23 protein-coding genes are annotated in these 24353 nt (G+C 67.8%); 5 read left to right on the top strand and 18 right to left on the bottom strand.

Annotated features, from left to right (window positions below):
* Nucleotides 1–12: 12 nt before the first annotated feature.
* From PO605_RS18485 to PO605_RS18495, 3 genes are read right to left on the bottom strand one after another with little or no spacing between them, the layout of a single operon-like run.
* Nucleotides 13–762: a DUF4126 domain-containing protein gene (locus PO605_RS18485; protein WP_082001623.1), complete on the bottom strand. Its 750-nt coding sequence runs from the start codon at nt 760–762 to the stop codon at nt 13–15.
* A gap of 45 nt (nt 763–807) precedes the next feature.
* On the bottom strand, nt 808–1593 hold the full coding sequence (locus PO605_RS18490; protein WP_047474059.1) for an enoyl-CoA hydratase/isomerase family protein: 786 nt from the start codon (nt 1591–1593) through the stop codon (nt 808–810).
* Nucleotides 1594–1627: 34 nt separating this feature from the next.
* Nucleotides 1628–3235 carry a carboxyl transferase domain-containing protein gene (locus PO605_RS18495; RefSeq protein WP_046238867.1) on the bottom strand — a complete coding sequence of 536 codons (1608 nt, stop codon included), beginning with the start codon at nt 3233–3235 and terminating at the stop codon, nt 1628–1630.
* A gap of 92 nt (nt 3236–3327) precedes the next feature.
* Here PO605_RS18495 and PO605_RS18500 point away from each other — a divergent pair, with 92 nt between their 5' ends.
* Entirely contained in the window at nt 3328–5061 is a 1734-nt protein-coding gene (locus tag PO605_RS18500) for a Na+/H+ antiporter (protein ID WP_272206724.1), read from the top strand.
* Between the two features lie 44 nt (nt 5062–5105).
* On the opposite strand, the gene PO605_RS18505 is transcribed toward PO605_RS18500, so the two are convergent.
* The gene (locus PO605_RS18505) at nt 5106–6824 is read right to left on the bottom strand and encodes an AMP-binding protein (protein ID WP_047472938.1); all 1719 of its coding nucleotides are present in this window, start codon (nt 6822–6824) and stop codon (nt 5106–5108) included.
* Between the two features lie 136 nt (nt 6825–6960).
* Here PO605_RS18505 and PO605_RS18510 point away from each other — a divergent pair, with 136 nt between their 5' ends.
* Both PO605_RS18510 and PO605_RS18515 read left to right on the top strand, forming a co-directional pair.
* On the top strand, nt 6961–8037 hold the full coding sequence (locus PO605_RS18510) for an AraC family transcriptional regulator (RefSeq protein ID WP_272206725.1): 1077 nt from the start codon (nt 6961–6963) through the stop codon (nt 8035–8037).
* A 75-nt stretch (nt 8038–8112) separates the two neighbouring features.
* Nucleotides 8113–8778, top strand: a complete 666-nt coding sequence (locus PO605_RS18515) for a glutathione S-transferase family protein (RefSeq protein ID WP_016452790.1) — start codon at nt 8113–8115, stop codon at nt 8776–8778.
* Between the two features lie 43 nt (nt 8779–8821).
* Here the strand turns inward: PO605_RS18515 and PO605_RS18520 are convergent, their stop codons facing one another.
* Together PO605_RS18520 and PO605_RS18525 are read right to left on the bottom strand one after the other, a co-directional pair.
* On the bottom strand, nt 8822–9514 hold the full coding sequence (locus tag PO605_RS18520; RefSeq protein WP_016450027.1) for an HAD family hydrolase: 693 nt from the start codon (nt 9512–9514) through the stop codon (nt 8822–8824).
* 99 nt (nt 9515–9613) lie between these two features.
* Complete coding sequence (locus PO605_RS18525; RefSeq protein WP_047468912.1) at nt 9614–10663, bottom strand: hypothetical protein; 1050 nt, start codon at nt 10661–10663, stop codon at nt 9614–9616.
* A 187-nt stretch (nt 10664–10850) separates the two neighbouring features.
* Here PO605_RS18525 and PO605_RS18530 point away from each other — a divergent pair, with 187 nt between their 5' ends.
* A complete protein-coding gene (locus PO605_RS18530; RefSeq protein ID WP_154833333.1) occupies nt 10851–11588 on the top strand; it encodes a response regulator in 738 nt (245 codons plus the stop codon).
* Here the strand turns inward: PO605_RS18530 and PO605_RS18535 are convergent.
* The gene (locus PO605_RS18535) at nt 11558–13429 is read right to left on the bottom strand and encodes an ATP-binding response regulator (RefSeq protein WP_272206726.1); all 1872 of its coding nucleotides are present in this window, start codon (nt 13427–13429) and stop codon (nt 11558–11560) included. The genes PO605_RS18530 and PO605_RS18535 overlap by 31 nt on opposite strands.
* A complete protein-coding gene (locus PO605_RS18540; RefSeq protein ID WP_047475070.1) occupies nt 13413–13826 on the bottom strand; it encodes a YchJ family protein in 414 nt (137 codons plus the stop codon). The genes PO605_RS18535 and PO605_RS18540 overlap by 17 nt, the downstream gene beginning before the upstream one ends.
* A 157-nt stretch (nt 13827–13983) precedes the next feature.
* Here PO605_RS18540 and PO605_RS18545 point away from each other — a divergent pair, with 157 nt between their 5' ends.
* Nucleotides 13984–14481: a DUF421 domain-containing protein gene (locus tag PO605_RS18545; RefSeq protein WP_016450022.1), complete on the top strand. Its 498-nt coding sequence runs from the start codon at nt 13984–13986 to the stop codon at nt 14479–14481.
* Nucleotides 14482–14483: 2 nt separating this feature from the next.
* Here the strand turns inward: PO605_RS18545 and PO605_RS18550 are convergent, their stop codons facing one another.
* From PO605_RS18550 to PO605_RS18595, 10 genes are all read right to left on the bottom strand, one after another.
* Entirely contained in the window at nt 14484–15275 is a 792-nt protein-coding gene (locus tag PO605_RS18550) for an alpha/beta fold hydrolase (protein WP_016452796.1), read from the bottom strand.
* A 141-nt stretch (nt 15276–15416) separates the two neighbouring features.
* The gene (locus tag PO605_RS18555; protein WP_047475068.1) at nt 15417–16547 is read right to left on the bottom strand and encodes an acyl-CoA dehydrogenase family protein; all 1131 of its coding nucleotides are present in this window, start codon (nt 16545–16547) and stop codon (nt 15417–15419) included.
* A gap of 47 nt (nt 16548–16594) precedes the next feature.
* Nucleotides 16595–17257, bottom strand: a complete 663-nt coding sequence (locus tag PO605_RS18560; RefSeq protein WP_047475066.1) for an SDR family oxidoreductase — start codon at nt 17255–17257, stop codon at nt 16595–16597.
* A gap of 28 nt (nt 17258–17285) precedes the next feature.
* Nucleotides 17286–17909, bottom strand: coding sequence for a pyridoxamine 5'-phosphate oxidase family protein (locus PO605_RS18565; protein ID WP_016450018.1), 624 nt, complete (start codon nt 17907–17909; stop codon nt 17286–17288).
* A 180-nt stretch (nt 17910–18089) separates the two neighbouring features.
* Nucleotides 18090–19277, bottom strand: a complete 1188-nt coding sequence (locus tag PO605_RS18570; RefSeq protein ID WP_016450017.1) for an acetyl-CoA C-acyltransferase — start codon at nt 19275–19277, stop codon at nt 18090–18092.
* Between the two features lie 44 nt (nt 19278–19321).
* A complete protein-coding gene (gene aceK, locus PO605_RS18575; protein ID WP_047475064.1) occupies nt 19322–21109 on the bottom strand; it encodes a bifunctional isocitrate dehydrogenase kinase/phosphatase in 1788 nt (595 codons plus the stop codon).
* 33 nt (nt 21110–21142) lie between these two features.
* The gene (gene can / locus PO605_RS18580; protein WP_047475062.1) at nt 21143–21805 is read right to left on the bottom strand and encodes a carbonate dehydratase; all 663 of its coding nucleotides are present in this window, start codon (nt 21803–21805) and stop codon (nt 21143–21145) included.
* A 56-nt stretch (nt 21806–21861) separates the two neighbouring features.
* Nucleotides 21862–23049, bottom strand: a complete 1188-nt coding sequence (locus tag PO605_RS18585) for an isovaleryl-CoA dehydrogenase (RefSeq protein ID WP_013800381.1) — start codon at nt 23047–23049, stop codon at nt 21862–21864.
* Between the two features lie 43 nt (nt 23050–23092).
* Nucleotides 23093–23551 (bottom strand): PaaI family thioesterase, encoded by a 459-nt coding sequence (locus PO605_RS18590; protein WP_047475060.1) that lies wholly within the window; start codon nt 23549–23551, stop codon nt 23093–23095.
* Between the two features lie 36 nt (nt 23552–23587).
* Complete coding sequence (locus PO605_RS18595) at nt 23588–23989, bottom strand: MerR family transcriptional regulator (RefSeq protein WP_013800379.1); 402 nt, start codon at nt 23987–23989, stop codon at nt 23588–23590.
* Nucleotides 23990–24353 lie beyond the last annotated feature (364 nt).

Here is a 24353-nt window from a genome sequence, read left to right on the forward strand (position 1 = left end):
GGCGACCGGCGGCTATGGTTTTTGATTCATCGCGGGAGACCCGCCGAACAGCGCGCCCAGGCGCTGCACCACGGCCTTGAGAAAGCGCCACAGCGCCCAGGTCAGCAGCCACAGGGCGATGACCACGACCAGCAGCACGGCGGCGAAGGCCAGCGGATGCGTGAGCGCCAGCCAGATCGCGCCCACCGAGGCGCCGTCCTCCACCAGGCTGGCGCCCACGTTGGAAAACGGCTCGGGCGAGGTGTTGATGGCCGCGCGCGTCGTGCTTTTGGCCACCTGGCTGGACAGGGCCAGCGAGCCGCCCATCAGGGCCGCCATGGTGGCCATGGTCGCGCTGTCGGCGCCGAAGACGCCGGCCGCCAGCGCCGCGCCCGCCGGGATGCGGATCACGCTTTGCAGCAGGTCCCAGACCGAGTCCACGCCGGGGATCTTGTCGGCGAAGAACTCCACGAACAGCAGCGCGCCGCTGGCGAACAGCAGGGCTGGATGCTCCAGCACATGCAGCCCGCCAGGCAGCGCCACCCAGCGCAGCGCCCCCAGCAGCCCGGTCACGAAGACCACGGCGTAGAGCCGAAAGCCGCTGGCCCAGCCCAGTGCGGCGGCCAGCGCCAGCAGGCCGGCCATGTCCATGCCGCTGGTGGCCTGGCCCACGCGCTCGGCCACCTCGCCAGCCGCCTCGCTGACCGTGTGGTGCACGGCCGGGCCCGGGTACAGGCCCACGGACTGCAGCCACTGGACGAGGGAGTCGGTCAGGGTGCTCATGGCGTTCGCTCGGTGATGGTTCTGCGGACAGGCTGCTTTCGGGTATCAGGCCAGCCAGGCCGGCTTGCGCTTTTGCAGGAAGGCCTGCACGCCCTCCTTGCCCTCGGCGCTGGCGCGGATGTCGGCGATGCCTTCGACGGTGGCGGCGATCAGTTGCTCGTTGATCTCGCGCTCGGCCACGTCGATCACCAGGCGCTTGCAGGCGCGGGCGGCGGCGGGACCGGCACTGACTAGGTGCTTGAGCAGGCCGTCCACGGCGTTGTCCAGCTCGTCTGCCGCCACCACGCGGTGCACGAAGCCGATGCGCAGCGCCTCGGCCGCGTCGAAGCGTTCACCGGTCAGGAAGTAGCGGTGGGCGGCGCGCGCGCCCATGGCACGGATCACGTAGGGGCTGATGGTGGCGGGGATCAGGCCGATCTTCACCTCGGACAGGCAAAAGCCCGCGCCCTCGGCGGCCACGGCCATGTCGCAGGCAGCGACCAGGCCCATGCCGCCCGCATAGACATCGCCCTGCACGCGCGCGATGGTGGGCTGCGGGCATTCGTAGATCACGCGCAGCATCTCGGCCAGCAGGCCGGCGTCCTCGCGGTTCTCGTCGCGCGAGTAGTCGGCCATGCGGCGCATCCAGTTGAGGTTGGCGCCTGCGCAAAAGGCCGGGCCCTCGGCGGCCAGCACCACGGCGCGCACGTCACTGCGCTTGCCCACGGCGTGGAAGGCGTGGGTGATGTCGGCAATGACCTCGTCGCTGAAGGCATTGCGCACTTCGGGCTGGGTCAGCGTGATGGTGGCCAGGGGGCCCTGGAATTCGAGGGTCAGTGCGGTGGTTTTCATGAAGTACCTCGCTGCAAGGAAAGGGAAGCCGCCGTCACATGCGGAACACGCCGAAGCGCGTGTCCGCTATGGGCGCGTTGCGCGTGGCCGCCAGGCCCAGCGCCAGCACGCGGCGCGTGTCGGCGGGGTCGATGACGCCATCGTCCCACAGGCGCGCCGTCGCGTAATAGGGGTGGCCCTGATCCTCGTACTGCTGGCGGATGGGGGCCTTGAAGGCCTCTTCCTCCTCGGCCGTCCACTGGCCGCCCTTGGCCTCGATGCCGTCGCGCTTGACGGTGGCCAGCACGCTGGCCGCCTGCTCGCCGCCCATGACCGAGATGCGCGCGTTGGGCCACATCCACAGGAAGCGCGGCGAGTAGGCGCGGCCGCACATGCCGTAGTTGCCCGCGCCGAAGGAGCCGCCGATGATGATGGTGAACTTCGGTACGGCCGCCGTGGCCACGGCCGTGACCAGCTTGGCGCCGTGGCGGGCAATGCCTTCGTTCTCGTACTTGCGGCCCACCATGAAGCCCGTGATGTTCTGCAGGAAGACCAGCGGGATCTTGCGCTGGCAGCACAGCTCGATGAAGTGCGCGCCCTTGACGGCCGATTCGCTGAACAGGATGCCGTTGTTGGCGATGATGCCCACCTGCATGCCCTCGATGCGCGCAAAGCCGCAGACCAGGGTGGCGCCGAAGCGGGCCTTGAACTCGTCGAAGCGGCTGCCGTCCACCACGCGGGCGATGATCTCGCGCACATCGAAGGGCTTGCGCGTGTCCACGGGGATCACGCCGTACAGCTCGCCGCCGTCGAATAGCGGCGCCTCGGGGGGCAGGTCGCCAGCAGAAGGCTGCTTGGCATGGTTGAGGTTGGCCACGGACTGGCGCGCCAGCGCCAGCGCGTGGGTGTCGTTGTGGGCCAGGTGGTCGGCCACGCCCGACAGGCGCGTGTGCACGTCGCCGCCGCCCAGGTCCTCGGCGCTGACCACCTCGCCCGTGGCGGCCTTCACCAGCGGCGGGCCGCCCAGGAAGATGGTGCCCTGGTTCTTGACGATGATGGACTCGTCGCTCATGGCCGGCACATAGGCGCCGCCGGCCGTGCACGAGCCCATGACCACGGCGATCTGGGCAATGCCCTCGGCGCTCATGTTGGCCTGGTTGAAGAAGATGCGGCCGAAGTGCTCGCGGTCGGGGAACACATCGTCCTGGTTGGGCAGGTTGGCGCCGCCCGAGTCCACCAGGTAGATGCAGGGCAGGCGGTTCTGCGCGGCGATCTCCTGGGCGCGCAGGTGCTTCTTCACCGTCATCGGATAGTAGGTGCCGCCCTTCACCGTGGCGTCGTTGCACACGATCATGCAGTCCACGCCGCTGACGCGGCCGATGCCGGCGATCAGGCCCGCGCCGGGTGCATCGTTGCGGTACATGTTGAGCGCGGCCAGCGGCGCGATCTCCAGAAAGGGCGTGCCCGGGTCCAGCAGCATGGCCACGCGATCGCGCGGCAGCAGCTTGCCGCGCGCCACGTGCTTGGCGCGCGCGGCCTCGCCGCCGCCCTCGGCGACCTTGGCCACCTGGGCCTGCAGGTCCTCGACCACGGCGCGCATGGCCGCCGCATTGGCCAGGAAGTCCGCCGAACGCGGATTGAGTTGGGTGCCCAGAATGCTCATGTGTGGCCTCTTCTTGTGTTTGCCCGATGCGGGCGCTTGGTTTTTTCGAATGTGCTGCAAAGAACGGCGGCCCGGGCTGGGGAAAATGCCGTATGCACACCGTTGAAATCGTCTTGCTCGTTTTGCTGCTGGGGGCACTGACCGGCATTGCCGCGCGCTATGTGCGCGCCATCCCGCTGCCGCTGATACAGATCGCCCTGGGAGCGCTGATGGCCTGGCCGCAAAAGGGCCTGCACATCGCCTTCGATCCCGAGCTGTTCCTGCTGCTGTTCATCCCGCCGCTGCTGTTCGCCGACGGCTGGCGCATTCCCAAGCGCGAGTTCTTTGCGCTGTACCGCCCCATCCTGCGCCTGGCGCTGGGCCTGGTGCTGTTCACGGTGGTGGGGCTGGGCTGGCTGATCCACTGGCTGGTGCCCGGCATGCCGCTGACCGTGGCCTTTGCGCTGGCCGCCGTGGTCTCGCCCACCGATGCCGTGGCCGTCTCGGCCATCGCGCGCAACCTGGGCATGCCCGAGAAGACCATGCACATCCTCGAGGGCGAGTCCCTGCTCAACGACGCCTCGGGCCTGGTGGCGCTGAAATTCGCCATCGCGGCCACGCTGACCGGCCTGTTCTCGTGGACCGAGGTGGCCAAGGATTTCATGTGGATGGCCCTGGGCGGCCTGGGCGTGGGTACGCTGATCGGCTGGGGCTTTTCCTATGCGCGCAGCACCATCACGCGCCGCCTGGGCGACGTGGCGGCCACGCAGATGGTGCTGCTGCTGATCCTGCTGCCCTTCGCCGCCTACATCGTGGGCGAAAAGATCGGCGTGTCGGGCATCCTGTCGGCCGTGGCCGCTGGCATTGCCACCAACTTCGCCGACCTGGAGCGCAGCAGCTACATCAGCGAGCGGCTGCAGACCGAAGGCACCTGGAGCATGGTGGAAGCCTCGTTCAACGGCGCCATCTTCCTGCTGCTGGGCCTGCAGTTGCCGTCCATCATCGGCGTGACGCTGCACGATGCGGGCAGCGAATGGTGGGTGCTGGTGGGCTATGTGGTGATCATCTCCAGCGCGCTGCTGCTGATGCGCTGGATCTGGCTGACGCTGGGCGTGCAGCGCAGCCTGGCTCGCGCCCACTTCCAGGGAAAGATGGCCGAGCGCCCCTCGCACCTGCTGAACCTGGCCACCACCATGGCCGGCATACGCGGCGCCGTGACGCTGGCCGGCGCGCTGTCCGTGCCCATGCTGCTGAACAACGGACAGCCCTTCCCCGGCCGCGAGATGCTGGTCTTCCTGGCCACGGGCACCATCTTGTTCACCCTGGTGCTGGGCAGCATCGCCCTGCCGCTGATCCTGCGCCGCATGCCCCAGCCCGGCGAATCGCCCACGGTGCGCGAGGAGCGCCTGGCGCGCGTGGCCGCCTGCCAGTCCGCCATTGGCGGGCTGACGCTGAGCGAGGAAGAGATCCAGGGCCACACGCCCGAATGGGTGGCCATGCACCAGGAGGTCATGGGCCACCTGACGCAGGAGTACCGCAACCGCGTCCAGCTGCTGGACGACGGCAGCGGCACGGCCTCCAGCATCGAGATCCAGCGCGAGGCGCCCGAAGTCGTGCGCCAGCGCAAGCTGCGCTACCTGCTGGAGATCGAGCTGCGCCTGCGCTGCATCCACCAGGAGCGCGACGCGCTCTACGCCGAGCGCCAGGCCCACCGCATCAACGACGAGTCGCTGCGCCGCCTGGTCAGCGAGCTGGACATGCAGGAGATCTCGCTGCGCAAGCGCCTGGTCGTGGCGCGCCGCGCTGCAGCCTCGGCCGTGGCCGCGCCCGAAGGCGGCACGCACTAGGCGGCACGCGGTGGACAGCTGGCGGCAGCGCATGAAAGCAGCCCTCAGGCGGTCCTGGCCGGGCGCAGATCCAGCATGGCGATCATCTCGTCGCGGATCTTGAATTTCTGGATCTTGCCGGTCACCGTCATCGGGAAGGCCTCGACGAAGCGGATGTAGCGCGGCACCTTGTAGTGGGCGATCTGGCCCTTGCAGAAGTCGCGCACGCCGTCTTCGGTCAGCGTCTGGCCGGGCTTGACGATGATCCAGGCGCACAGCTCCTCGCCATAGCGCACGTCGGGCACGCCGACGACCTGCACGTCCTGCACCTGCGGATGGCGGTAGAGGAATTCCTCGATCTCGCGCGGGTAGATGTTCTCGCCGCCGCGGATCACCATGTCCTTGATGCGGCCGACGATGTTCACGTAGCCCTGCTCGTCCATGGTGGCCAGGTCGCCGGTGTGCATCCAGGCATCGTCGTCGATGGCCTCGCGCGTGCGGGCCTCGTCCCCCCAGTAGCCATGCATGACCGAGTAGCCGCGCGTGCACAGCTCGCCCGAGACGCCGGGCGCCACGACCTCGCCCGTGGCCGGGTCGACGATCTTCACCTCCAGGTGCGGCTGCACCTTGCCCACGGTGGAAACGCGGCGCTGAAGCGGCGTGTCGGCATCGCTCTGGCAGCTGACGGGGCTGGTCTCGGTCATGCCGTAGGCGATGGTGATCTCGGACAGGTGCATGTCGCTGACCACGCGCTTCATCACCTCGATGGGGCAGGGCGAGCCGGCCATGATGCCGGTGCGCAGCGTGCTCAGGTCGAACTCCTTGAAGCGCGGGTGGTCCAGCTCGGCGATGAACATCGTGGGCACGCCGTGCAGGCCCGTGCAGCGCTCGGCCTGCACGGTCTCCAGCACCAGCAGCGGATCGAATCCGTCATTCGGGTAGACGATGGCCGAGCCATGCGTGAAGCAGGCCAGGTTGCCCAGCACCATGCCGAAGCAGTGGTACAGCGGCACGGGAATGCACAGCCGGTCCTCTGGCGTCAGCCGCATGCACTCGCCGATGAAAAAGCCGTTGTTCAGGATGTTGCGGTGGGTCAGCGTGGCGCCCTTGGGAAAGCCCGTGGTGCCGCTGGTGAACTGGATGTTGATGGGGTCGGTGTTCTTGAGCGTGGCGGCCACGGCGTCGATGCGCGCATCCTGCGCATCACCGCGCGCCAGCAGGCTGGAAAAGCGCAGCATGCCGGGCTGCTCTTCGCCCTGCCCTGCCACGTCGATCCAGACCACGCTGCGCAGCTGGGGCAGGCGCGCGCAATGCAGGCGGCCGGGCTCGGCCGTGGCCAGCTCGGGGGCCAGTTCGCGCAGCATGCCCAGGTAGTCGCTGGTCTTGAACTGCGCCATGGTCACCAGGGCCTTGCAGCCGACCTTGTTGAGCGCGTACTCCACCTCGGAGGTGCGGTAGGCCGGGTTGATGTTGACCAGCACCAGGCCGACCTGGGCCGTGGCCAGCTGCATCAGCACCCATTCGGCGTTGTTGTGCGACCAGATGCCGACGCGGTCGCCCTTTTCCAGCCCCAGGCCCAGCAGCGCGCTGGCCAGGCGGCGCGCCTCGGTGTGCAGGCCGGCATAGCTGTAGCGCAGGCCCTGATGGCGGCTGACCAGGGCCTCGCGATCGGGCTGGCGGGCCGCCATGTCGGCAAAGAAATCGCCGATGGTCTGCTCGATCAGCGGCACATCGGTGCGGCCTTGGGCATGGCTGGAAGCGAGCGGGGCGTTCTGGGCGGGCATGCGTTGTCTCCTGTGTCGTCGGCGGCGCCTGGGACGGGCAAATGCAGTGGCCTGCCCCGTCACGGCAGCTATTGCGTGGCAGCATAAGGGCCAACCCCGAGCAGAACAGGCCACGAAGGTTGCAATAATTGCCAGCATGTTCACCCCCTCGCTGGTCAAGCCCCCCCTGCCCCAGGCGGCCGCCACCATGGCCTCCGCACACCCTGCAGTCACGCCCATGGCCTTTGTGCAGGCCATTATGCTGGCCTACGAACGCCGGGGCATCAGCGCCCTGTCCGCCCTGGAGAAGGCACAAATTGCGCCAGACTCCGTCAAAGAGCGCAACGAGTGCATCACGGCGCTGCAGATGGAGGCACTGTCCGATGCCGCCATGCGCGAACTCGACGACGAGGCCCTGGGCTGGTTCTCCCGGCGCCTGCCCTGGGGCAGCTACGGCATGCTGGCGCGCGCCAGCATGGGCAGCGAGCAGCTGGGCCTGGCACTGGCGCGCTGGTGCCGCCACCATGGCCTGCTGGCCGACGACATCCGCCTCACGCTCACGCAGGAAGACGGCTTGGCCACGCTGGCCATCGAGGAGCTGTCCACGCTGGGCGCCATGCGCGAGTTCTGCCTGCTGTCGGTGCTGCGCAATATCCACGGCCTGGCCAGCTGGTTCATCGACGAGCCGCTGCCGCTGCGGCGTGCCTGCTTTCCCTTCGAACCCCCGCCGCATGCGGGCGTGTATGCGCTGCTGTTCCCGCCGGGCGAGGTGGAGTTTGGCGCGGCCCGGGCCTGCCTCCAGTTCGACGCGCGTTTTCTGGATATGCCGCTGACGCGCGACGAGCCCGCGCTGCAGCGCATGCTGCAGCGCGCCCTGCCGCTGCAGGTGCGCCCCTACCGGCGCGAGCGCCAGCTGGTGCAGCGCGTGCGCCAGCTGCTGGCGGCCGACGCCGAATGCCTGCAGACGGCCGACACGCTGGCGCGCCAGCTGCACCTGTCCCAGCGCAGCCTGCACCGCCAGCTCAAGGAAGAAGGCGCCTCGCTGCAGGCGCTCAAGGACGAGGTGCGGCGCGAGCGTGCCGTGGCCCTGCTGCTGCGCACCAGCCGGCCCATCAAGCGCATCGCCCAGTCCTGCGGGTTTCTCAACGACAAGAGCTTCATCCGCGCCTTCCGGCTGTGGACGGGGCTGTCACCCTCCGAATTCCGCAAGAGCGCGCGAGCCCGGCCCGAGTGAGGGCCGCGCGCATCCTGGCGCGATTTGCATCCTGCGCGACTGCCGCCGTCCGCGCATCTGGCCTAGGCTTTGCGCATGCACCATCTCCACCACTGCGTCAGCGCGCGCTCCTTCCGCGCGCTGTGGATGCTCGAAGAACTGCAGCTTCCCTACACGCTGCACATGCTGCCGTTTCCGCCGCGCGTGCTGCAGCGCAGCTACCTGGAACTCAACCCGCTGGGCACGGTGCCGCTGCTACGCCACGGCGAGGCCAGGCTGACCGAGTCAGCCGCCATCTGCGAATACCTGGCCGCCCTGCACCCCGGGGCGGGCCTGTCCGTGCAGCCGCAGGAGGCAGACTTCGCCGCCTACCTCAACTGGCTGCACATGAGCGATGCCACGCTGACCTTCCCGCAGACCCTGGTGCTGCGCTACACCCACTTCGAGCCAGCCGAACGGCGCCAGCCCCAGGTGGCCCAGGACTACCAGCGCTGGTTCCTTGCGCGGCTGCGCGCGGTGGAGCAGGCCGTGGAACAGCGCCACTGGCTCGCGGCAGACCGCTTCACCGCTGCCGACGTGGCCGTGGGCTATGCGCTGATGCTGTCGGCGCACCTGGAGATGGAGCCGCAATGGGGGCCTGCCACCCAGGCCTACTGGCAGCGCCTGCAGCAGCGGCCCGCCTTCCAGCGGGCGCTGCAGGCCGAGCAGCAGGCAGCGCGTGCGCAGGCCGTGGACGAGACGCCTTCGCCGCAGCTGCGCTAGGGCCGGCTCAGGCTCAGGCTCAGGCTCAGGCTCAGGCTCAGGCTCAAGCGCTGGCGCTGGCCTGCCCGATGGCGCGCAGCATGGCCGGCAGCTCGCCCATGTCGCCGAATACGCAGCTGGCGCCGGCCTCGAGCAGTTGCTCGGCCGATGCGTGGCCCTGGTCGGCCGGGAAGTAGCCCCAGACCGTGGCGCCTGCGGCCACGCCGGCGGTGACGCCGGTCACCGTGTCCTCGATGACCAGGCAGCGCGCCGGCTCCACGCCCAGTGCGGCGGCGGCTGCCAGGTACACATCGGGAAAGGGCTTGCTGCGCGGCAGCTCATGGCCGCTGAAGACGCGGCCCTCGAAATACGGGGCCATGCCGACCTGGGCCAGCTGCATCTCCACCTTGGCGCGGTCCGCGCCCGAGGCGCAGGCGATGCGGCCAGCGCACAGCGCATGGGATTGGCTGACGGCGGACAGCGCGCCGTCAATGGCCACCAGCTCGGCGCGCAGCGCGGCGTTGCGGCGCTCGTAGAAGGCGGCCATCCATGCGTCGGTCAGCGGCTTGCCGGTGCGCGCCTCGATCAGCGCGGCCTGGCTGCGCACGGTCTTGCCGATGAATTCGCGCAGGCATTCCTCGGTGCTGATGGGCCAGCCCGATTCATTGAGCATGGTGCACAGCACGCGGTTGGTGATGGATTCACTGTCGACGAGCACGCCGTCACAGTCGAAGAGCACGGCCTCGAAAGCAGTCATGGATGGATTCTCGAAACAAACTGAGCAAGGGCGCCCTGGGGCGCCCTTGCTGCGGAAAATGGCCGGATTATGCGCCGGCCGCGCATGCCTGTGCCCTGCTCAGGGGAAGGAGGCACCGGCCAGCGGATGCACCATGCGGCGGACATTGCGCACCGAGATGGAATGGAACCGGCCATCGTCGGTGACCACGTCGCCGAAGGCGAAGAAGCCTTCGGCCGCATTGCGGTTGAACTGCTCCAGGCGCTGCGCGAGGCTGGCGTTGTTGGACACGGATTCGAGGCGGTACTCGATGGCGCCCTGCTGGTCGCCGCTCTTTTCGTACAGCTGCACGCCTTCGGTATTGCCCCGCAGCACCAGGGCGCCGCGCAGCAGGTGGCCCTTGGCCCCCATCTCGTCCAGGCGCTGCTTCAGCGCCGTGCCGTTGGCCATGCCGAAGGGCGCGGCCAATGCGAACACCGCGTACTCGAAGGCCGGCGCCTTGGAGTCCTTGACGTAGAGGTTGAACATCTCGTTGCCCGAGATCAGCGGGCCCATGTAGCGGAAACCCCGGCCGCTCATCTCGGCCAGTTGCTGCGTGAAGCCCGACGTGTCCAGCGCACCCACGGCGGGGCGCGTCTCGTAGCTGTAGGTGGCTGCGGCGCTGCTGCTGCGCACATAGAGGTTGCGCAGGTCCTGCGTGCTGCTGGGGAACGCCATGCCGGACTTGTACAGGTAGCCTTGCGCACCCTGTGCGTTGAGCTGGGCCACCAGGGCCGAGACGCCCGCCACATCGGGCACCATGCGGTAGTCCAGGCGCGTGCCGGTGTGGGCCGTGTCGGTGACGTAGAAGTCACCGATGGGAACGGGGAAGGCGGTACCGCCCGAGGCCAGGCTGTAGGTGAAGGCATAGCCCTGCGCCCCCAGCGCGTTCATGGCGGACAGGGCCGCGTCGAAGTTCTCCGCACCGGTCTCCATGCGGTACTGGCCGGTCACCGGCGTGGGCGTGCCGCCGGGGTTGCCGGGCGTACCGGGGTTGCCAGGATTTCCGCCATTGCCGGGATCTCCGCCGCCCGGCTCTCCCGATCCACCACCGCCGCCGCCGCCACAGGCGGCCAGGGCTCCCAGAAGCATCAATGCCGCGCTGCGGCGCGTGAGCTGTACCATCTTCATGACTATCTCCCCTTCTCGTTGAATACATGCCCGTTCCATGCGGAATCTCAGGGCATCGGCGGCGATTTTGGGGAGTTGGCCGACATCCGGTCACCCCCCGGCCGGGGGGTAATCGTTACGATGTGCGCAAGGTGTATCCGGGCGCGCCCTGGCGCTCCAGCCCTTTCGACATGCCTTCGCGCGGACCATGCACAGCCATTCCCTCCTGACCGATTCCTCCTGTCTCCAATCGGGGCGCTATGCCCTGGTGATCGACGACCACCCGCTGACGGCCATGGGCGTGTCCGAGTTCCTGAAACAATTCGGCCTGTCCGAAGTCCATGCCGTGGCCGATGCGGGCGAAGGCCTGCAGTGCATGGCCGGCAGGGGATCGCCACATCTGGCCATCGTGGATTTCTGGCTGGGTGCCAGCGCAGGCACGGACGTGGTGCGCGAAATCCGCACGCTGGCGCCCGCCTGCCGCGTGCTCATGACCAGCGGCGACACGCATGGCGCGATTGCCCTGAAGGCACGCGCGGCCGGGGCCCATGGCTTTGTGCTCAAGTCGCAGCCGCCGCAGGTGCTGGAGCAGGCCGTGGCGGCCCTGCTGCGCGGCGAGACCTGGTTCCCCGCCGCCCCGCTGGCGCCGCAGCCGCCGGGCGGCGCCCATGCCATCCGCATGACGGCGGCCGAGCTGGGCCTCACCCCGCGCCAGGCCCAGGTGCTGGACCTGGTGCTGCGCGGCCTGCCCAATCCCAGCATTGCCCGGTTGCTGCACCTGTCGCCGCACACAGTCAAGGAGCATGTGGCAGGCGCCCTGCAGCGCCTGGGCGTGCACAGCCGCATCGACGCCATCACGCGCATGCAGGGCATTGCGCTGGAGCTGCCGCCCTCCGTACCGCCGACCGATACGGTTCAGGCGCCGGCCACGGCCAGCCTGCGCTGAAGCAGGGCCCGCAGCGCCAGCGGATCCACGGGCTTGCGCAGCAGCAGATAGCCCAGTTCCTGCGCCTGCTGCTCCAGCGCAGCGGAAGGGTCGCCGCTGAGCAGGGCGCCCGCCGCCTGCGGCGATTGCGCCAGCACGTTCTGCAGCAGCGCAAAGCCGTTCTCGCCCTGGGCCAGCTGGTGGTCGCACAGCACGAAATCGGGATGCTGCCCCGCCGCCAGCCAGGCCTGCGCCTCGCGGCCCGCAGCCGCCACGTCCACGGTCAGCCCCCAGCCGCGCAGCAGGCCGGCCAGGGCCTGTGCCACCTGCACATCGTCATCGACCACCCAGCACCTGCCCTGCAGCAGGGGGCGGCCTGGCGGATTCGCGGCAGCCTCGGCCCCTGCCCCTGCCTGCGCCTGCGCGTGCCCCAGAGGCAGGTCCGCTTGCACGTTCAGGCTGGGCGACAGCTGCAGCCAGAAGCACGAACCCCGTCCCGGCGTGGACAGCAGACCATGCTCCACGCCCATGCGGCGCGCCGCTGCGGCCACGACGGCCAGGCCCAGGCCCTGGCTGCTCACGCCGGGCAGGTGCTCGGCCCCAGGCTGGGCCGCGCGCCGGGCCGCCTGGCCGGAACGCGCGCGAAAGTGCGGTGCGAAGACATGGGGCCGGTCTTCGGCCGCAATGCCCAGGCCCGTGTCCCAGACCTCGATGCGCCAGCCCCCGCCGTGCACGCGGGCGGCCAGCAGCACGCCGCCGCGCTGGGTGTAGCGCAGGGCGTTGTGCAGCAGGTTGAACACCATCTGGCGCAGCAGGGCCTCGTCGGCACGCACCAGGCTATCCATGCCGCGCGCCACGCGCCAGCGCAGCACCAGCCCGCGCTGGCGGGCCTCGGCCGCGAACAGGCGCGTGGCATCGCCCAGCAGAATGCGCAGGTCCATCACCTGGGCGCGCAGCTCCCAGGTGCCGTTCTCCAGCCGCGACAGGTCCAGCAGGTCGTTGCACATGGTGCCCAGCGACTGGGCACAGGCCTGGGCATCGTCAAGCACGCCTGCCAGCGCGCCGTCGGCATTGCGCTGGCGGGCGGTCTCCACCAGCAGGCCCAGGGCATGCAGGGGCTGGCGCAGGTCATGGCTGGCGGCCGACAGGAAGCGGCTCTTGGCCTCCAGCGCCTGTTCGGCCTGCTCCTTGGCCGCCAGGTAGCGCTCGGCCAGCAGTTGGCGGTCACGCTCCTGCACCCATTGCTGCTGCATGAGCTGGCGCGCCCCCCAGGCATGGCGCGCGATGGTGGCGCCATACAGCATGAGCAGAGGCAGCAGGTACAGGCCCCTGTTCGGGAAGTACCAGACCACGGCCAGCAGCATGGCGCCGTACAGCACGCCGAAGAAGCGCTTGAACACGGCAGCCGCCGGCGCCAGGAAGGTGGCGGCCGAGGCCACGACGCCGCACAGCACCAGGTAGATGAAAAGCCGGAATTCATGGCCGCTGCCATGGGTCAGCGGTATGGCCAGCGCCCAGGAACCGGCGTTGAGCAAGGCCATGCGGCCCATCACGCGCTCCCAGCGCTGCAGCCGCGTTGGCAACTCGGCCGAGGGCACGGCAGCGCCCAGGTCCCGACGCAACTGGCGCCGCAAACCAACGAAGACGCAGGCCATGAGCGCCATGCCCAGCCACCACAGCAGCAGCGGCGCCTGGAAGGCACCCGTTTCGTGCCGCTGCAGCCAGACCACGATGCCGGGGATGATGAGGGCCGCCGCCTCGGACGAGCCCCGCGATGCGATGGACAGCAGCAGCCGCTGGCGCTGCTGCAGCTTCCACAGCGGCTCCGCAGGGCCGCCGTCGTGTTCAGAACTGGTCGCCATCCACGTAGAACCAGCGCCCGCCTTCGCGCACGAAACGGCTGCGCTCATGCAGGCGCACGGCGCGGCCGCCCACGCGGTAGCGCGCGACGAATTCCACCTCGGCACTGTCCTCGCCGGTGCTACGGAAGTCCTTGACCGCCAGCCCCAGCCAGCGTGCCGAAGGCTCGAAGTCCAGCGTGGCAGGCCGCTGGCTGGCGTGCCAGGTAGCCAGCAGATAGGCGGCGTCCTCGCGCACGAAGGCGCTGTAGCGCGAGCGCATCAACGCCTGGGCATCGGGCGCGGGGCAGTCATCGAAATGGTCCAGGTAGCGGCCGCAGCAGGCATCGAAGGCCAGGGGACGGCCCTTGGCATCGTGCTGGCCGCAGGGACAGGCCGGGGAGGTGGCGGCAGCGCTCATAGCGGCTGGCCCTGCGGAACTTGCGGAACTTGGGGGAGGACGGCGCGGGAGCAGGAATGCATGTCAGTCACGGCCGCCTTGCTGCGACCGGGTTCTTGATGGAGGACAGGCGGGCCATGATACTGACCGCGGGCCCTCGGGCCTGTAAGGAGAGCCCATGTTTTCAATGTCGGTCCCGTGGTGGGAGTTCGTGGTGCGCGGCGTGGCCGTCTACCTGTTTTTGCTGGTGTTCCTTCGGCTGACGGGGCGGCGCCAGACGGGGCAGTACGCGCCCTTTGACCTGGTGCTGCTGCTCATCCTGTCGAATGCCGTTCAGAACTCCATGAATGCCGGGGACAACTCGCTGATCGGCGGCATGATCTCGGCCTCCACGCTGATCCTGTGCCATCTGCTGCTGTCCTGGCTGACTTTCCGTTTTCCCGCGCTGGAGCGGCTCATCGACGGCAAGGCCCAGGCCCTGATCACGGACGGCCACCTGAACAAGGATCTGATGCGCGAGGAACGCATCACGCGCGACGATATCGAGGCCGCGCTGCGTGCGGGCGGCTGCCTGCACCTCAGAGAGGTGGAGCGCGCCACGCTGGAGACCGACGGCAGCATCACCGTCGTCCTGCGCCGCCGCGACAGCGAGAACGATGGCGATCCGCCGGTCTGAGCCTAGTCGAGCTGCTCCAGGAAGCGCTCGATGGCCAGGTTCACGGGCTGCGGATGCGTGAGGTTGGCCGCATGGCCGGCCCCCGGCACCTCCACCCACTGCGCCCTGGGCAAGGCCTTGGCCATGGCGCGTGCACGGTCGAGCGTGATGGCGATGTCGTCCGTGCCATGGATGACCAGTGCCGGTACATGGATGTCGGGCAGTCGCGGGCTGATGTCATCGCGCTGGGCCAGCGCCAGAAAGCTCTGCCCCAGGTTGATGGGCGTGGCCTTTTTCCATTTGGCGCGCCAGGCGGCCGCGCCGCTCCAGCCCTGGCCCAGGATGGTGCGCTCCACCGTGGCCGCCATGTCGTCGCTGAGGCCATGCTCCATCCAGGCCCTCAGCAACGCCTCGTGGTGGGGCATCTGCTCGGGGTCTTCCAGCATGGCCTGGGTGTCGATCAGCACCAGCGCACGCACGACCTCGGGGTGGATGAGCGCACAGCGCAGCGACAGATAGCCGCCCTGCGACATGCCCACCAGCACCGCGCGCTCCACGCCCAGGTGCGCCAGCAGGGCGGCCAGGTCGTCGGCCGAGTCGTAGTAGTCGAAGGGAGCGCAATGCGCGGGGTCCGCCGTCTGGCCATGGCCACGCTCGTCCCAGCTGATGCAGCGATAGCGATCCTGCAGCGCCTGGACCTGGGGAGCGAACATGGTGTGGTCCATGAGCAGTCCATGCGAAAACACCAGGACCGGGCCGCGCCCGCCCGTGTCCTCGTAGTAAAGGTTCTGGCCGTTGACGGAAGCAATGGGCATGTCGGGATCTCCTGCGAAGGTGGTCACAAACCTGCCGGAGTCCGGTGCCCGCCTCTCCCGGGCGCCGTCCCGGCGACGCTCCATGCTAAGCCCTGCGGGTGCCGGGGCCATCCGGCCCGACCCGCAGCATAGTGAGGGGCCTCAGGCCAGGGCGCGCTGGATGAGAATTTTCTGCACGTCGCTCGTTCCCTCGTAGATCTGGCACACGCGCACGTCGCGGTAGATGCGCTCGACGGGAAAATCGTTGACCACGCCATAGCCGCCCAGGGTCTGGATGGCTGCGCTGCACACGCGCTCGGCCATTTCGCTGGCGAACAGCTTGGCCATGGCCGCTTCCTTCAGGCAGGGCAGGCCGGCATCGCGCAGGCTGGCCGCATGCCAGATCAGCTGGCGCGCAGCCTCGATCTGCGTGGCGCAGTCGGCCAGGCGAAAGCCCACGGCCTGGTGGTTGAAGATGGGCTGGCCGAAGCTCTCGCGCTCCTTGGAGTACTGCAGCGCGCAATCGAAGGCCGCACGCGCCATGCCCACGCTTTGCGCGGCAATGCCGATGCGCCCGCCCTCCAGCGCCGACAGCGCGATCCTGTAGCCCTCGCCCTCGGCGCCAATGAGGTTGGCGGCGGGGATTCGGCAGCCCTCGAACTGGATCTGGGCCGTGTCCGAGCTGTGCTGGCCCAGCTTGTCCTCCAGCCGCAGCACCTGGTAGCCGGGCGCGGAGGTGGGCACGATGAAGGCGCTCATGCCGCGCTTGCCGGCCGCCTTGTCGGTGACGGCGATGACGATGGCCACGTCGCCGTTCTTGCCGCTGGTGATGAACTGCTTGACGCCGTTGATCACGTAGTCGTTGCCGTCGCGGGTGGCCGTGGTGCGCAGCGCCGAGGCGTCCGAGCCCACATGCGGCTCGGTCAGGCAGAAGGCGCCCAGCATCTCGCCGCGCGCCAGCGGCGCCAGCCATTGCTGCTTTTGCGCCTCGCTGCCGTAGCGCATGAGGATGGCGTTGACGGGGCAGTTGGTGACGCTGATCACCGTGCTGGTGCCGCCGTCGCCGGCTGCGATTTCCTCCAGCACCAGGGCCAGGCTCAGGTAGTCAAGGCCGGCGCCGCCGTATTCCTCGGGCACGCAGATGCCGTAGGCACCCAGCGCCGCCAGGCCCTGGTGCACGTTCTTGGGAAAGTGGTGCTCCTTGTCCCAGCGTGCGGCATGGGGCGTGATTTCGGTGCGCACGAAGTCGCGCACCGCGTCACGGATCATTTCCTGGTCTGCGTTGAGCAGCATGTCTTGTCTCCTGATTCTTGTTTCGTTGTTCGTTGTCCCGGCCGCAGCTACCAGGCGATGCGCTGCCCGTCGTGGCGCAGCATGCGGCCCCGATCAGCCGGCGTGACGCCGGCCAGGGTGCGGATCAGACCCTGCACGCTTTGCTCCACGGTGAAGGTGGCGGACTCGCCGCCCATGTCGGTCTGCACCCAGCCCGGGTCCAGCGCGACCACGGTGGCGCCCGGCCATTGCGGCTGGGCGCTGGCCACGACCATGTTGAGCGCGGCCTTGCTGACGCGGTAGAGCCAGGCGTCGGATTCGGCGCCGGCCAGCAGCGACATCTCGCTGGAGAACAGGCCGAACACGCCGCCCGCCGCCTCGACCATCGGCGCCACCTGGGGCAGCACCTGCATGGCGCCCAGCACATTGGTGTGCATGACGCGGTCGAACTGCTCGCGCGTGGGCGGCGTGGCCGAGCTGTGGGCATCCCACACTCCGGCCACGTACAGCGCCAGCTCGATCTTCTCGCCATCGAGCTGCCAGGCCAGGCCGCTGACGCTGGCCGGATCGGCCACATCCACCAGCAGCACCTTGGCGCCCGTGGCTTCGACGCGCTCGCGATCGGCCTCGCTGCGCACCGTGGCGACCACGCTGCGGCCCTGGGCCGCATAGGCCTCTACCAAGGCAAAACCGAGCCCGCGCGAGGCTCCCAACACCAGAGTGACTGCCATGTCTTTCGACCTTTCAAATGGAATGCGGTCAGCGGCCCTGCTCGCCCGCGATCTGCTTTTCGTAGCGCTCGACCATGGCCTCCTGCGTCTCGGTGGGCGCAGGCAGGCCGATCTGCTGGTGGACCATCTGGTTCACCGACGGCATGACGTTGCGCGGCACCTGGGACTCGGGCTTCCAGAGCCGGGCGCGCATGAGGGCCTTGGCGCAGTGCAGATAGGCCTCCTGCACCTGGATCTCCAGAACGATCTTGGGCCGGAAGCCTTCGTTGGCGAACAGCGCCGTGTAGTGGGCCTCGTCGCGCAGCCTGGCCACGCCGTTGACGCGCAGCGTCTCGTCGAAGCCCGGCACCATGAACAGCAGGCCGATGCGCGGATCGGCGATCAGGTTGCTGAAGCTGTCCAGGCGGTTGTTGCCGCCCGAGTCGGGGATCAGCAGCGTCTGGTTGTCGGGCGCCTTGATGAAGCCCGGCTTTCCGCCGCGCGGCGAGGCATCCATCAGCGAGCCCGCCGCGCCCCCCGTGGCCACGATGCACAGCGGCGACAGCGCGATGAAGCGCAGGCAATGCCGGTCCAGGTCCACCTGCTGCTTGAGCAAGGCCCTTTCGGCCGGCATGGCATACAGGCTGCGCAACTGTTCTTCGCTGGTGATCATGGTCGAGAGGTCAAAGTAATAGCGGATCGGCCGATCCAAGTCTAGCTCTCTGGACGTCTGTGGCGCTGCCCATAAAACTGGCGCAATGCAAATCAGAGACACCGAGGAAGGGCCTACGCCGGCCGCGCCGCCCCGCACCGAGGGTGTCGTCCCCCTTTCAGGGGGAGGGCGCGCAGCGCCTCAGGGGGTGACCATTTCTATCGCCATGGCTGTTCCCTCGCCGCCGCCTATGCACAGCGTGGCCAGGCCGCGCTTGCCGCCACGCGCCTGCAGGGCGTGCAGCAGCGTGACCAGGATGCGCGCACCGCTGGCGCCGATGGGGTGGCCCAGCGCGCAGGCGCCGCCGTTGACGTTGACCTTGTCGCGCGGCACGCCCAGTTCGGCCATCAGGGCCATGGGCACGACGGCAAAGGCTTCGTTGACTTCCCACAGGTCCACATCCGCCGCCGTCCAGCCGGCCTTCTTGAGGGCCTTCTGCGTGGCGCCCACGGGGGCCGTGGTGAACCATTCGGGCTCCTGGGCATGCGTGGCATGGGCGACGATGCGCGCCAGCGGCTTGCAGCCCAGCTCCTTGGCCGTGGACTCGCGCATCAGCACCAGGGCGGCGGCGCCGTCGTTGATGCTGGAGCTCGATGCCGCCGTGATCGTGCCGTCCTTCTTGAAGGCGGGCTTGAGGCTGGCGATCTTGTCCAGCTTGGCCTTGGCCGGGCCTTCGTCGATGCTGACCGTGACATCGCCCTTGCGCGTGGAGACGGTGACGGGCGTGATCTCGGCCGCGAAGGCGCCGCTTTCCGTGGCGGCCTGGGCGCGCTTGACGCTTTCGATGGCGTAGGCATCCTGCTGCTCGCGCGTGAAGTGGTATTTGGCGGCGCAGTCCTCGCCGAAGGTGCCCATGGAGCGGCCCGGCTCGTAGGCGTCCTCCAGACCGTCGAGCATCATGTGGTCATAGACCTTGTCGTGGCCCATGCGGTAGCCGCCACGGCCCTTCTTGAGCAGGTAGGGCGCATTGGTCATGCTCTCCATGCCGCCGGAGACCACCACATCGCGGCTGCCCGCCACCAGCTGGTCATGGGCCAGGATGGTGGCCTCCATGCCGGCGCCGCACATCTTGGACAGGGTCACGGCGCCCGTGCTGCGCGGCAGGCCACCCTTGAAGCCTGCCTGGCGCGCAGGCGCCTGTCCCTGGCCCGCCATCAGGCAGTTGCCGAACAGCACTTCGTCCACCTTCTCCGGCGCCACGCCGGCACGCTGCACGGCGGCCTTGATGGCGGCGCCGCCCAGATCGTGGGCCGCGAGATCGGCGAAGTCGCCCTGGAATGCGCCCATGGGGGTGCGGGCTGCGCCGACGATGACGATGGGGTCTTGCATGCTTATCTCCTGGATGTGGTGATGGTGAGGGGAAAACAAACGGGTCAGGCCAGCCAGCGGCTGCGCTCGTAGGGATAGACGTCGTGCACGTGGCCTTCGCGGATGCGCTGCTGGTGCCGCTGCCAGAAGGCGGGATCGAGCAGGTCGGCATGGTGGCGCATGAAAACTTCGCGCACGGCCGGATTGCCCAGCAAAAAGGGCGCGAAGGTTTCCGGGAACACATCGCGCGGGCCCACGGGATACCAGACCTCGCCGCTGAGCTCGTCTTCCTCGTTGCGCGGCGCAGGCACCTGGCGGAAATGGCAGTCGGTCAGGTATTCGATCTCGTCGTAGTCGTAGAACACCACCTTGCCGCCGCGCGTGATGCCGAAGTTCTTCCACAGCATATCGCCCGGGAAGATGTTGGCGGCCACCAGGTCCTTGATGGCATTTCCGTATTCGATCACGGCGCTCTCCAGCCGCTGCCGCGGTCCCGGCAGGTCCAGCCCGTCATCGAAGCACTCCTGCAGCAGCAGGTTCAGCGGCACCATGCGCCGCTCTATGTAGAGGTGGGAGATGATGACCTCCTGCCGGCCATCGCCGTCGCGGTCGCTGATCTCGACCTGGCTGGGCGCGTGCTCCAGGATCTCGGCGATCAGCGCCTCCGAGAAGCGCTCGCGCGGGAAGGCCACCAGGCTGTACTCCAGCGTGTCGGCCATGCGCCCCACGCGGTCGTGCTGCTTGACCAGGCGGTACTTGGCCTTGACCTGCTCGCGGGTGATCTCCTTGGGCGCGGCGAACCGGTCCTTGATGAGCTTGAACACATAGGGAAAGCTGGGCAGGTCGAACACCAGCATGACCATGCCCTTGATGCCGGGCGCGATGCGGAACTGGTCGCGCGAATGGCGCAGATGGTGCAGGAAGTCGCGGTAGAACAGCGTCTTGCCCTGCTTGGCCAGGCCCAGGGCGTTGTACAGCTCGGCGCGCGGCTTGCGCGGCATGAGGCTGCGCAGGAACTGCACGTAGGCGCTGGGCACGTCGGTGTCGACCATGAAGTAGGCACGCGCAAAGCTGAAGAGGCCGTGCAGGTCCTTCTCGCCGAACAGGGCCGCATGCAGCACCAGCCGGCCGTTGTCCCCATGCAGGATGGGCACGGCCCAGGACAGCTCGGCAAAGCCGTTGATGATCTTGCCGACGATGTAGGCGCCCTTGTTGCGGAAAAACAGGCTGGACAGCACCTGGATCTGGAAGTTGGCGTACAGGCGCATGGCCTGCAGCTGGGGCTCCAGGCGCTCGGCCAGGCGGGCGATGTCGCGCTCCAGGTCTTCAAAGGGGCGCTGCAGCGCGAACTGCTCCACGACTTCACGCAGCGTCTGCGACAGTGTCTCGCGCGTGGGGTAGAAGGCCAGGTAGGCCGGGCGTGCGGCCGGCTCCTGGTTCTCTATGTATTCCGTACTGACGGCCGGCCGCACGAAGATGAAGTCGTTGTGGAAATGCGTGCGGTGCAGGATCTTGGTGGTGACCGAGTTGAAGAAGGTCTCGGCCAGCTCCGGCTGCAGGTGGTTGACCATGAGCCCGATGTAGTGGCGCTTGATCTGCTGCCATACCGGCATGGGCTGGGCGCCGGCCGCAAATTCCTTTTCAAGCCGGCGCACGCATTCGCGCACGCGCAGGTCGTAGAACTCGATGCGCTCGCGCTGCGCGCGCTGCTGGCCCAGCCAGTCGGCCGTCTCGAAGCGGTGCTTGGCGCGGGCCGATTCGGCGCGGAACAGGCGGTAATGGCGGTTGAAGCCATCCATCATCGCCCGCGCGATGTCATAGGCAAGCAGGGTGTCCTGGGCAGGCATCGGCATGAAGTCTCCCGGGGTCCCGCCTGCCATGGCCGCTCAGTCGCGCTGGCGGCTGGCGACCAGCTCGACAGCCTTGGCATGGATGTTGGCGATGCCGCCGACACCGGGCACGGTCATCTGCAGATTGGTGATCAGGCCGTCCTTCAGGCCATAGCACCAGCCGTGCAGCGTGACCTTCTGGCCGCGCGCCCAGGCATCCTGCATCACCGTGCTCTGCGCCACATTGATCACTTGCTCGATGGCATTGAGCTCGCACAGCGCGTCATGGCGCCATTGCGGCGACAGGCTGGCCAGCAGCGCCTGGTGCTTGTCGCGCACGTCCTTCACGTGGCGGATCCAGTTGTCGGCCAGGCCCACGCGCACATCCTCCAGTGCCGCCAGCACGCCGCCGCAGCCATAGTGGCCGACGACCATCAGGTGTTCGACCTTGAGCTGGTCCACCGCGTACTGGATGGTGGACAGGCAGTTCAGGTCGCTGGGCACGACCACGTTGGCCACGTTGCGGTGCACGAACACCTCGCCGGGCTCCAGGCCCGTGATCTGGTTCGCGGGCACGCGGCTGTCGGAACAGCCGATCCACATGTAGCGGGGTTTTTGCTGCGCCATCAGCCCAGTGAAGAAACCGGGCCGGTCACGCTCCACCTGCTGGGCCCATTCGCGGTTGTGGACAAACAGCTCTTCGATGGAGGTTGTGCTCATAAATAATCCTTTTGTTGGGGTCAAACTCAAGAACGGCGCAGCAGGCAGGCGAAAGATCAGCAGGTCTCTGCGAACAGCTCGCGGCCGATCAGCATGCGACGGATCTCGCTGGTGCCGGCGCCGATCTCATAGAGTTTCGCATCCCGCCAGAGGCGACCCAGTGGGTATTCGTTGATATACCCATTACCCCCATAGATTTGAACGCCTTCGCCGGCCATCCATGTCGCCTTCTCGGCGCACCACAGGATGACGCTGGCGCAATCCTTGCGAACTTGGCGAACATGCTCGGTTCCCAGCAGATCGAGGTTTTTGGCGACCGTATAGGCAAAGGAGCGGCCCGCTTGCAGCACGGTGTACATGTCCGCCACCTTGCCCTGGATGAGCTGGAACTCGCCGATGCTCTGGCCGAACTGCTTGCGGTCATGGATGTAGGGCACGACGTTGTCCATCACCGACTGCATGATGCCCAGCGGCCCGCCCGTCAGCACGGCGCGCTCATAGTCCAGGCCGCTCATCAGCACCTTGGCGCCGTTGTTCAAGCCGCCCAGCACGTTCTCGGCCGGCACCTCGACGTTCTCGAACACCAGCTCGCCCGTGTGGCTGCCACGCATGCCCAGCTTGTCCAGCTTCTGGGCAATGGAAAAGCCCTTCATGCCCTTCTCGATCAGGAAGGCAGTCACGCCGCGGGCGTTCAGCTCGGGCTCGGTCTTGGCGTAGACCACCAGGGTGTCGGCATCGGGACCATTGGTGATCCACATCTTGGTGCCGTTGAGCAGGAAGTAGCCGCCCTTGTCCTCGGCCTTGAGCTTCATGCTGATCACGTCCGAGCCGGCGCCGGGCTCGCTCATGGCCAGCGCGCCCACATGCTCGCCGCTGATCAGCTTGGGCAGGTACTTCGCCTTTTGCGCTTCATTGCCGTTGCGGTTGATCTGGTTCACGCAAAGATTGCTGTGCGCGCCGTAGGACAGGCCCACCGATGCGCTGGCACGCGAGATTTCCTCCATCGCCACCATGTGGGCCAGGTAGCCCATGTCGGCACCGCCGTACTGCTCGGACACGGTGATGCCCAGCACGCCCAGGTCGCCGAACTTGCGCCACAGGTCCATGGGGAACTGGTCGTCGCGGTCGATCTCGCCGGCGCGCGGTGCAATCTCGGCCTGTGCGAACTCGCGCACGGCATCGCGCAGCGCATCGATGTCCTCGCCCAGTTGGAAGTTCAGGCCCGGCAGGTTGGAAAGGCTCATCTCATGTCTCCTGTGGAAATTGGGGGAAAGAACGCCGCCCGGCTCAATCGGCCAGATCGCGGCCCTGCACGCACATCAGCGTGCAGCCCATGGTGGCAATCAGTTTCTCGCGGCCTTCGTCGATGGCGTAGGCGCGCCCTTCGGTCACGGTGATGGTGCGGCCCGGCTTGAGCACACGGCCTTCCATGCGAAAGCGCTGGCCCTTGGCAGGGGCCAGCAAGTTGATCTTGAATTCAATGGTGAGCACGGCAGCATCGGCCGGCATCAGGGTCAGCCCTGCGTAGCCGCAGGCGGAATCCAGCGCCGCGGAAACCATGCCGGCATGCAAAAAGCCATGCTGCTGCGTCAGCCCGGGCGCCCAGTCCAGGCAGACATCGACGGCACCGGGCTCCAGCAAGGACAGCTCGGCGCCCAGGGTGTGCATCGCGCCCTGGCGTGCAAAACTGTCTTGCACACGGCGGGCAAAGTCGCTGTTGGCAGGTTCCAGGCGGGGCACGGTCAAGGCAAGCCTCACAAATTACGTTTACGTAAACGTCAATTATGAAGCATTTTTCCCATCCAGGTGTTTCAACAAAGTGCGGGCCTCGGATTCCTGCTCTCGCACCTCGGCCAGGTTGGCCTGCAGATCGGCCAGGCGGTCCTCGAGCTGGCGGCGGTGCACAGCCAGCACCTCCAGGAATTTGCGCAGTTGCACGCCCGTGTCACGGGGGCTGTCGTAGAGATCGATGATCTCCTTGGCTTCGTTCAGAGACAGTCCCAGCCGCTTGGCCCGCAAGGTCAGGCGAAGACGTGTGCGATCACGCGCGCTGTAGACGCGATTGCGTCCGCCAGGCCCGGCACGCTCGGGCTCAAGCAGGCCCATGTCCTCATAGAAGCGGATGGCCCGGGTCGTGAGATCGAACTCCTTGGCAAGATCGCTGATGGTGTAGGTGGTCGACATGGCTGGAGAGTCCGCCGGCATCCACAGCCGGCGGCCATGGGAATGCGACGTTGACGTTAACGTCAATGCTAGCGGAATTGTCCGCAGGAAACTGCGCCGGATGTTGCATCCGGGTGCGACGAAGAAGCCTGGCAGGAATAAAAAGAGAGCGCGTCAGCGCTCTCTTTTTTGGGTTGTCCGTTTTCGGATGTTCCGTTGAGCCGTCCGTTTTGGCGGTTCAGCCTGTTTCCCCGTTTCCTGCACCCCAATGCAAAAAACCCCGTAGCTTTGGGCTACGGGGTTTCTTGGGCTGTAAGAGCCTGACGATGACCTACTTTCACACGGGAACCCGCACTATCATCGGCGCAAAGTCGTTTCACTGTCC

Origin of the sequence: Delftia sp. DT-2 (assembly GCF_028401915.1) — a bacterium.
In the GTDB taxonomy this organism is placed as follows: domain Bacteria; phylum Pseudomonadota; class Gammaproteobacteria; order Burkholderiales; family Burkholderiaceae_C; genus Comamonas; species Comamonas tsuruhatensis.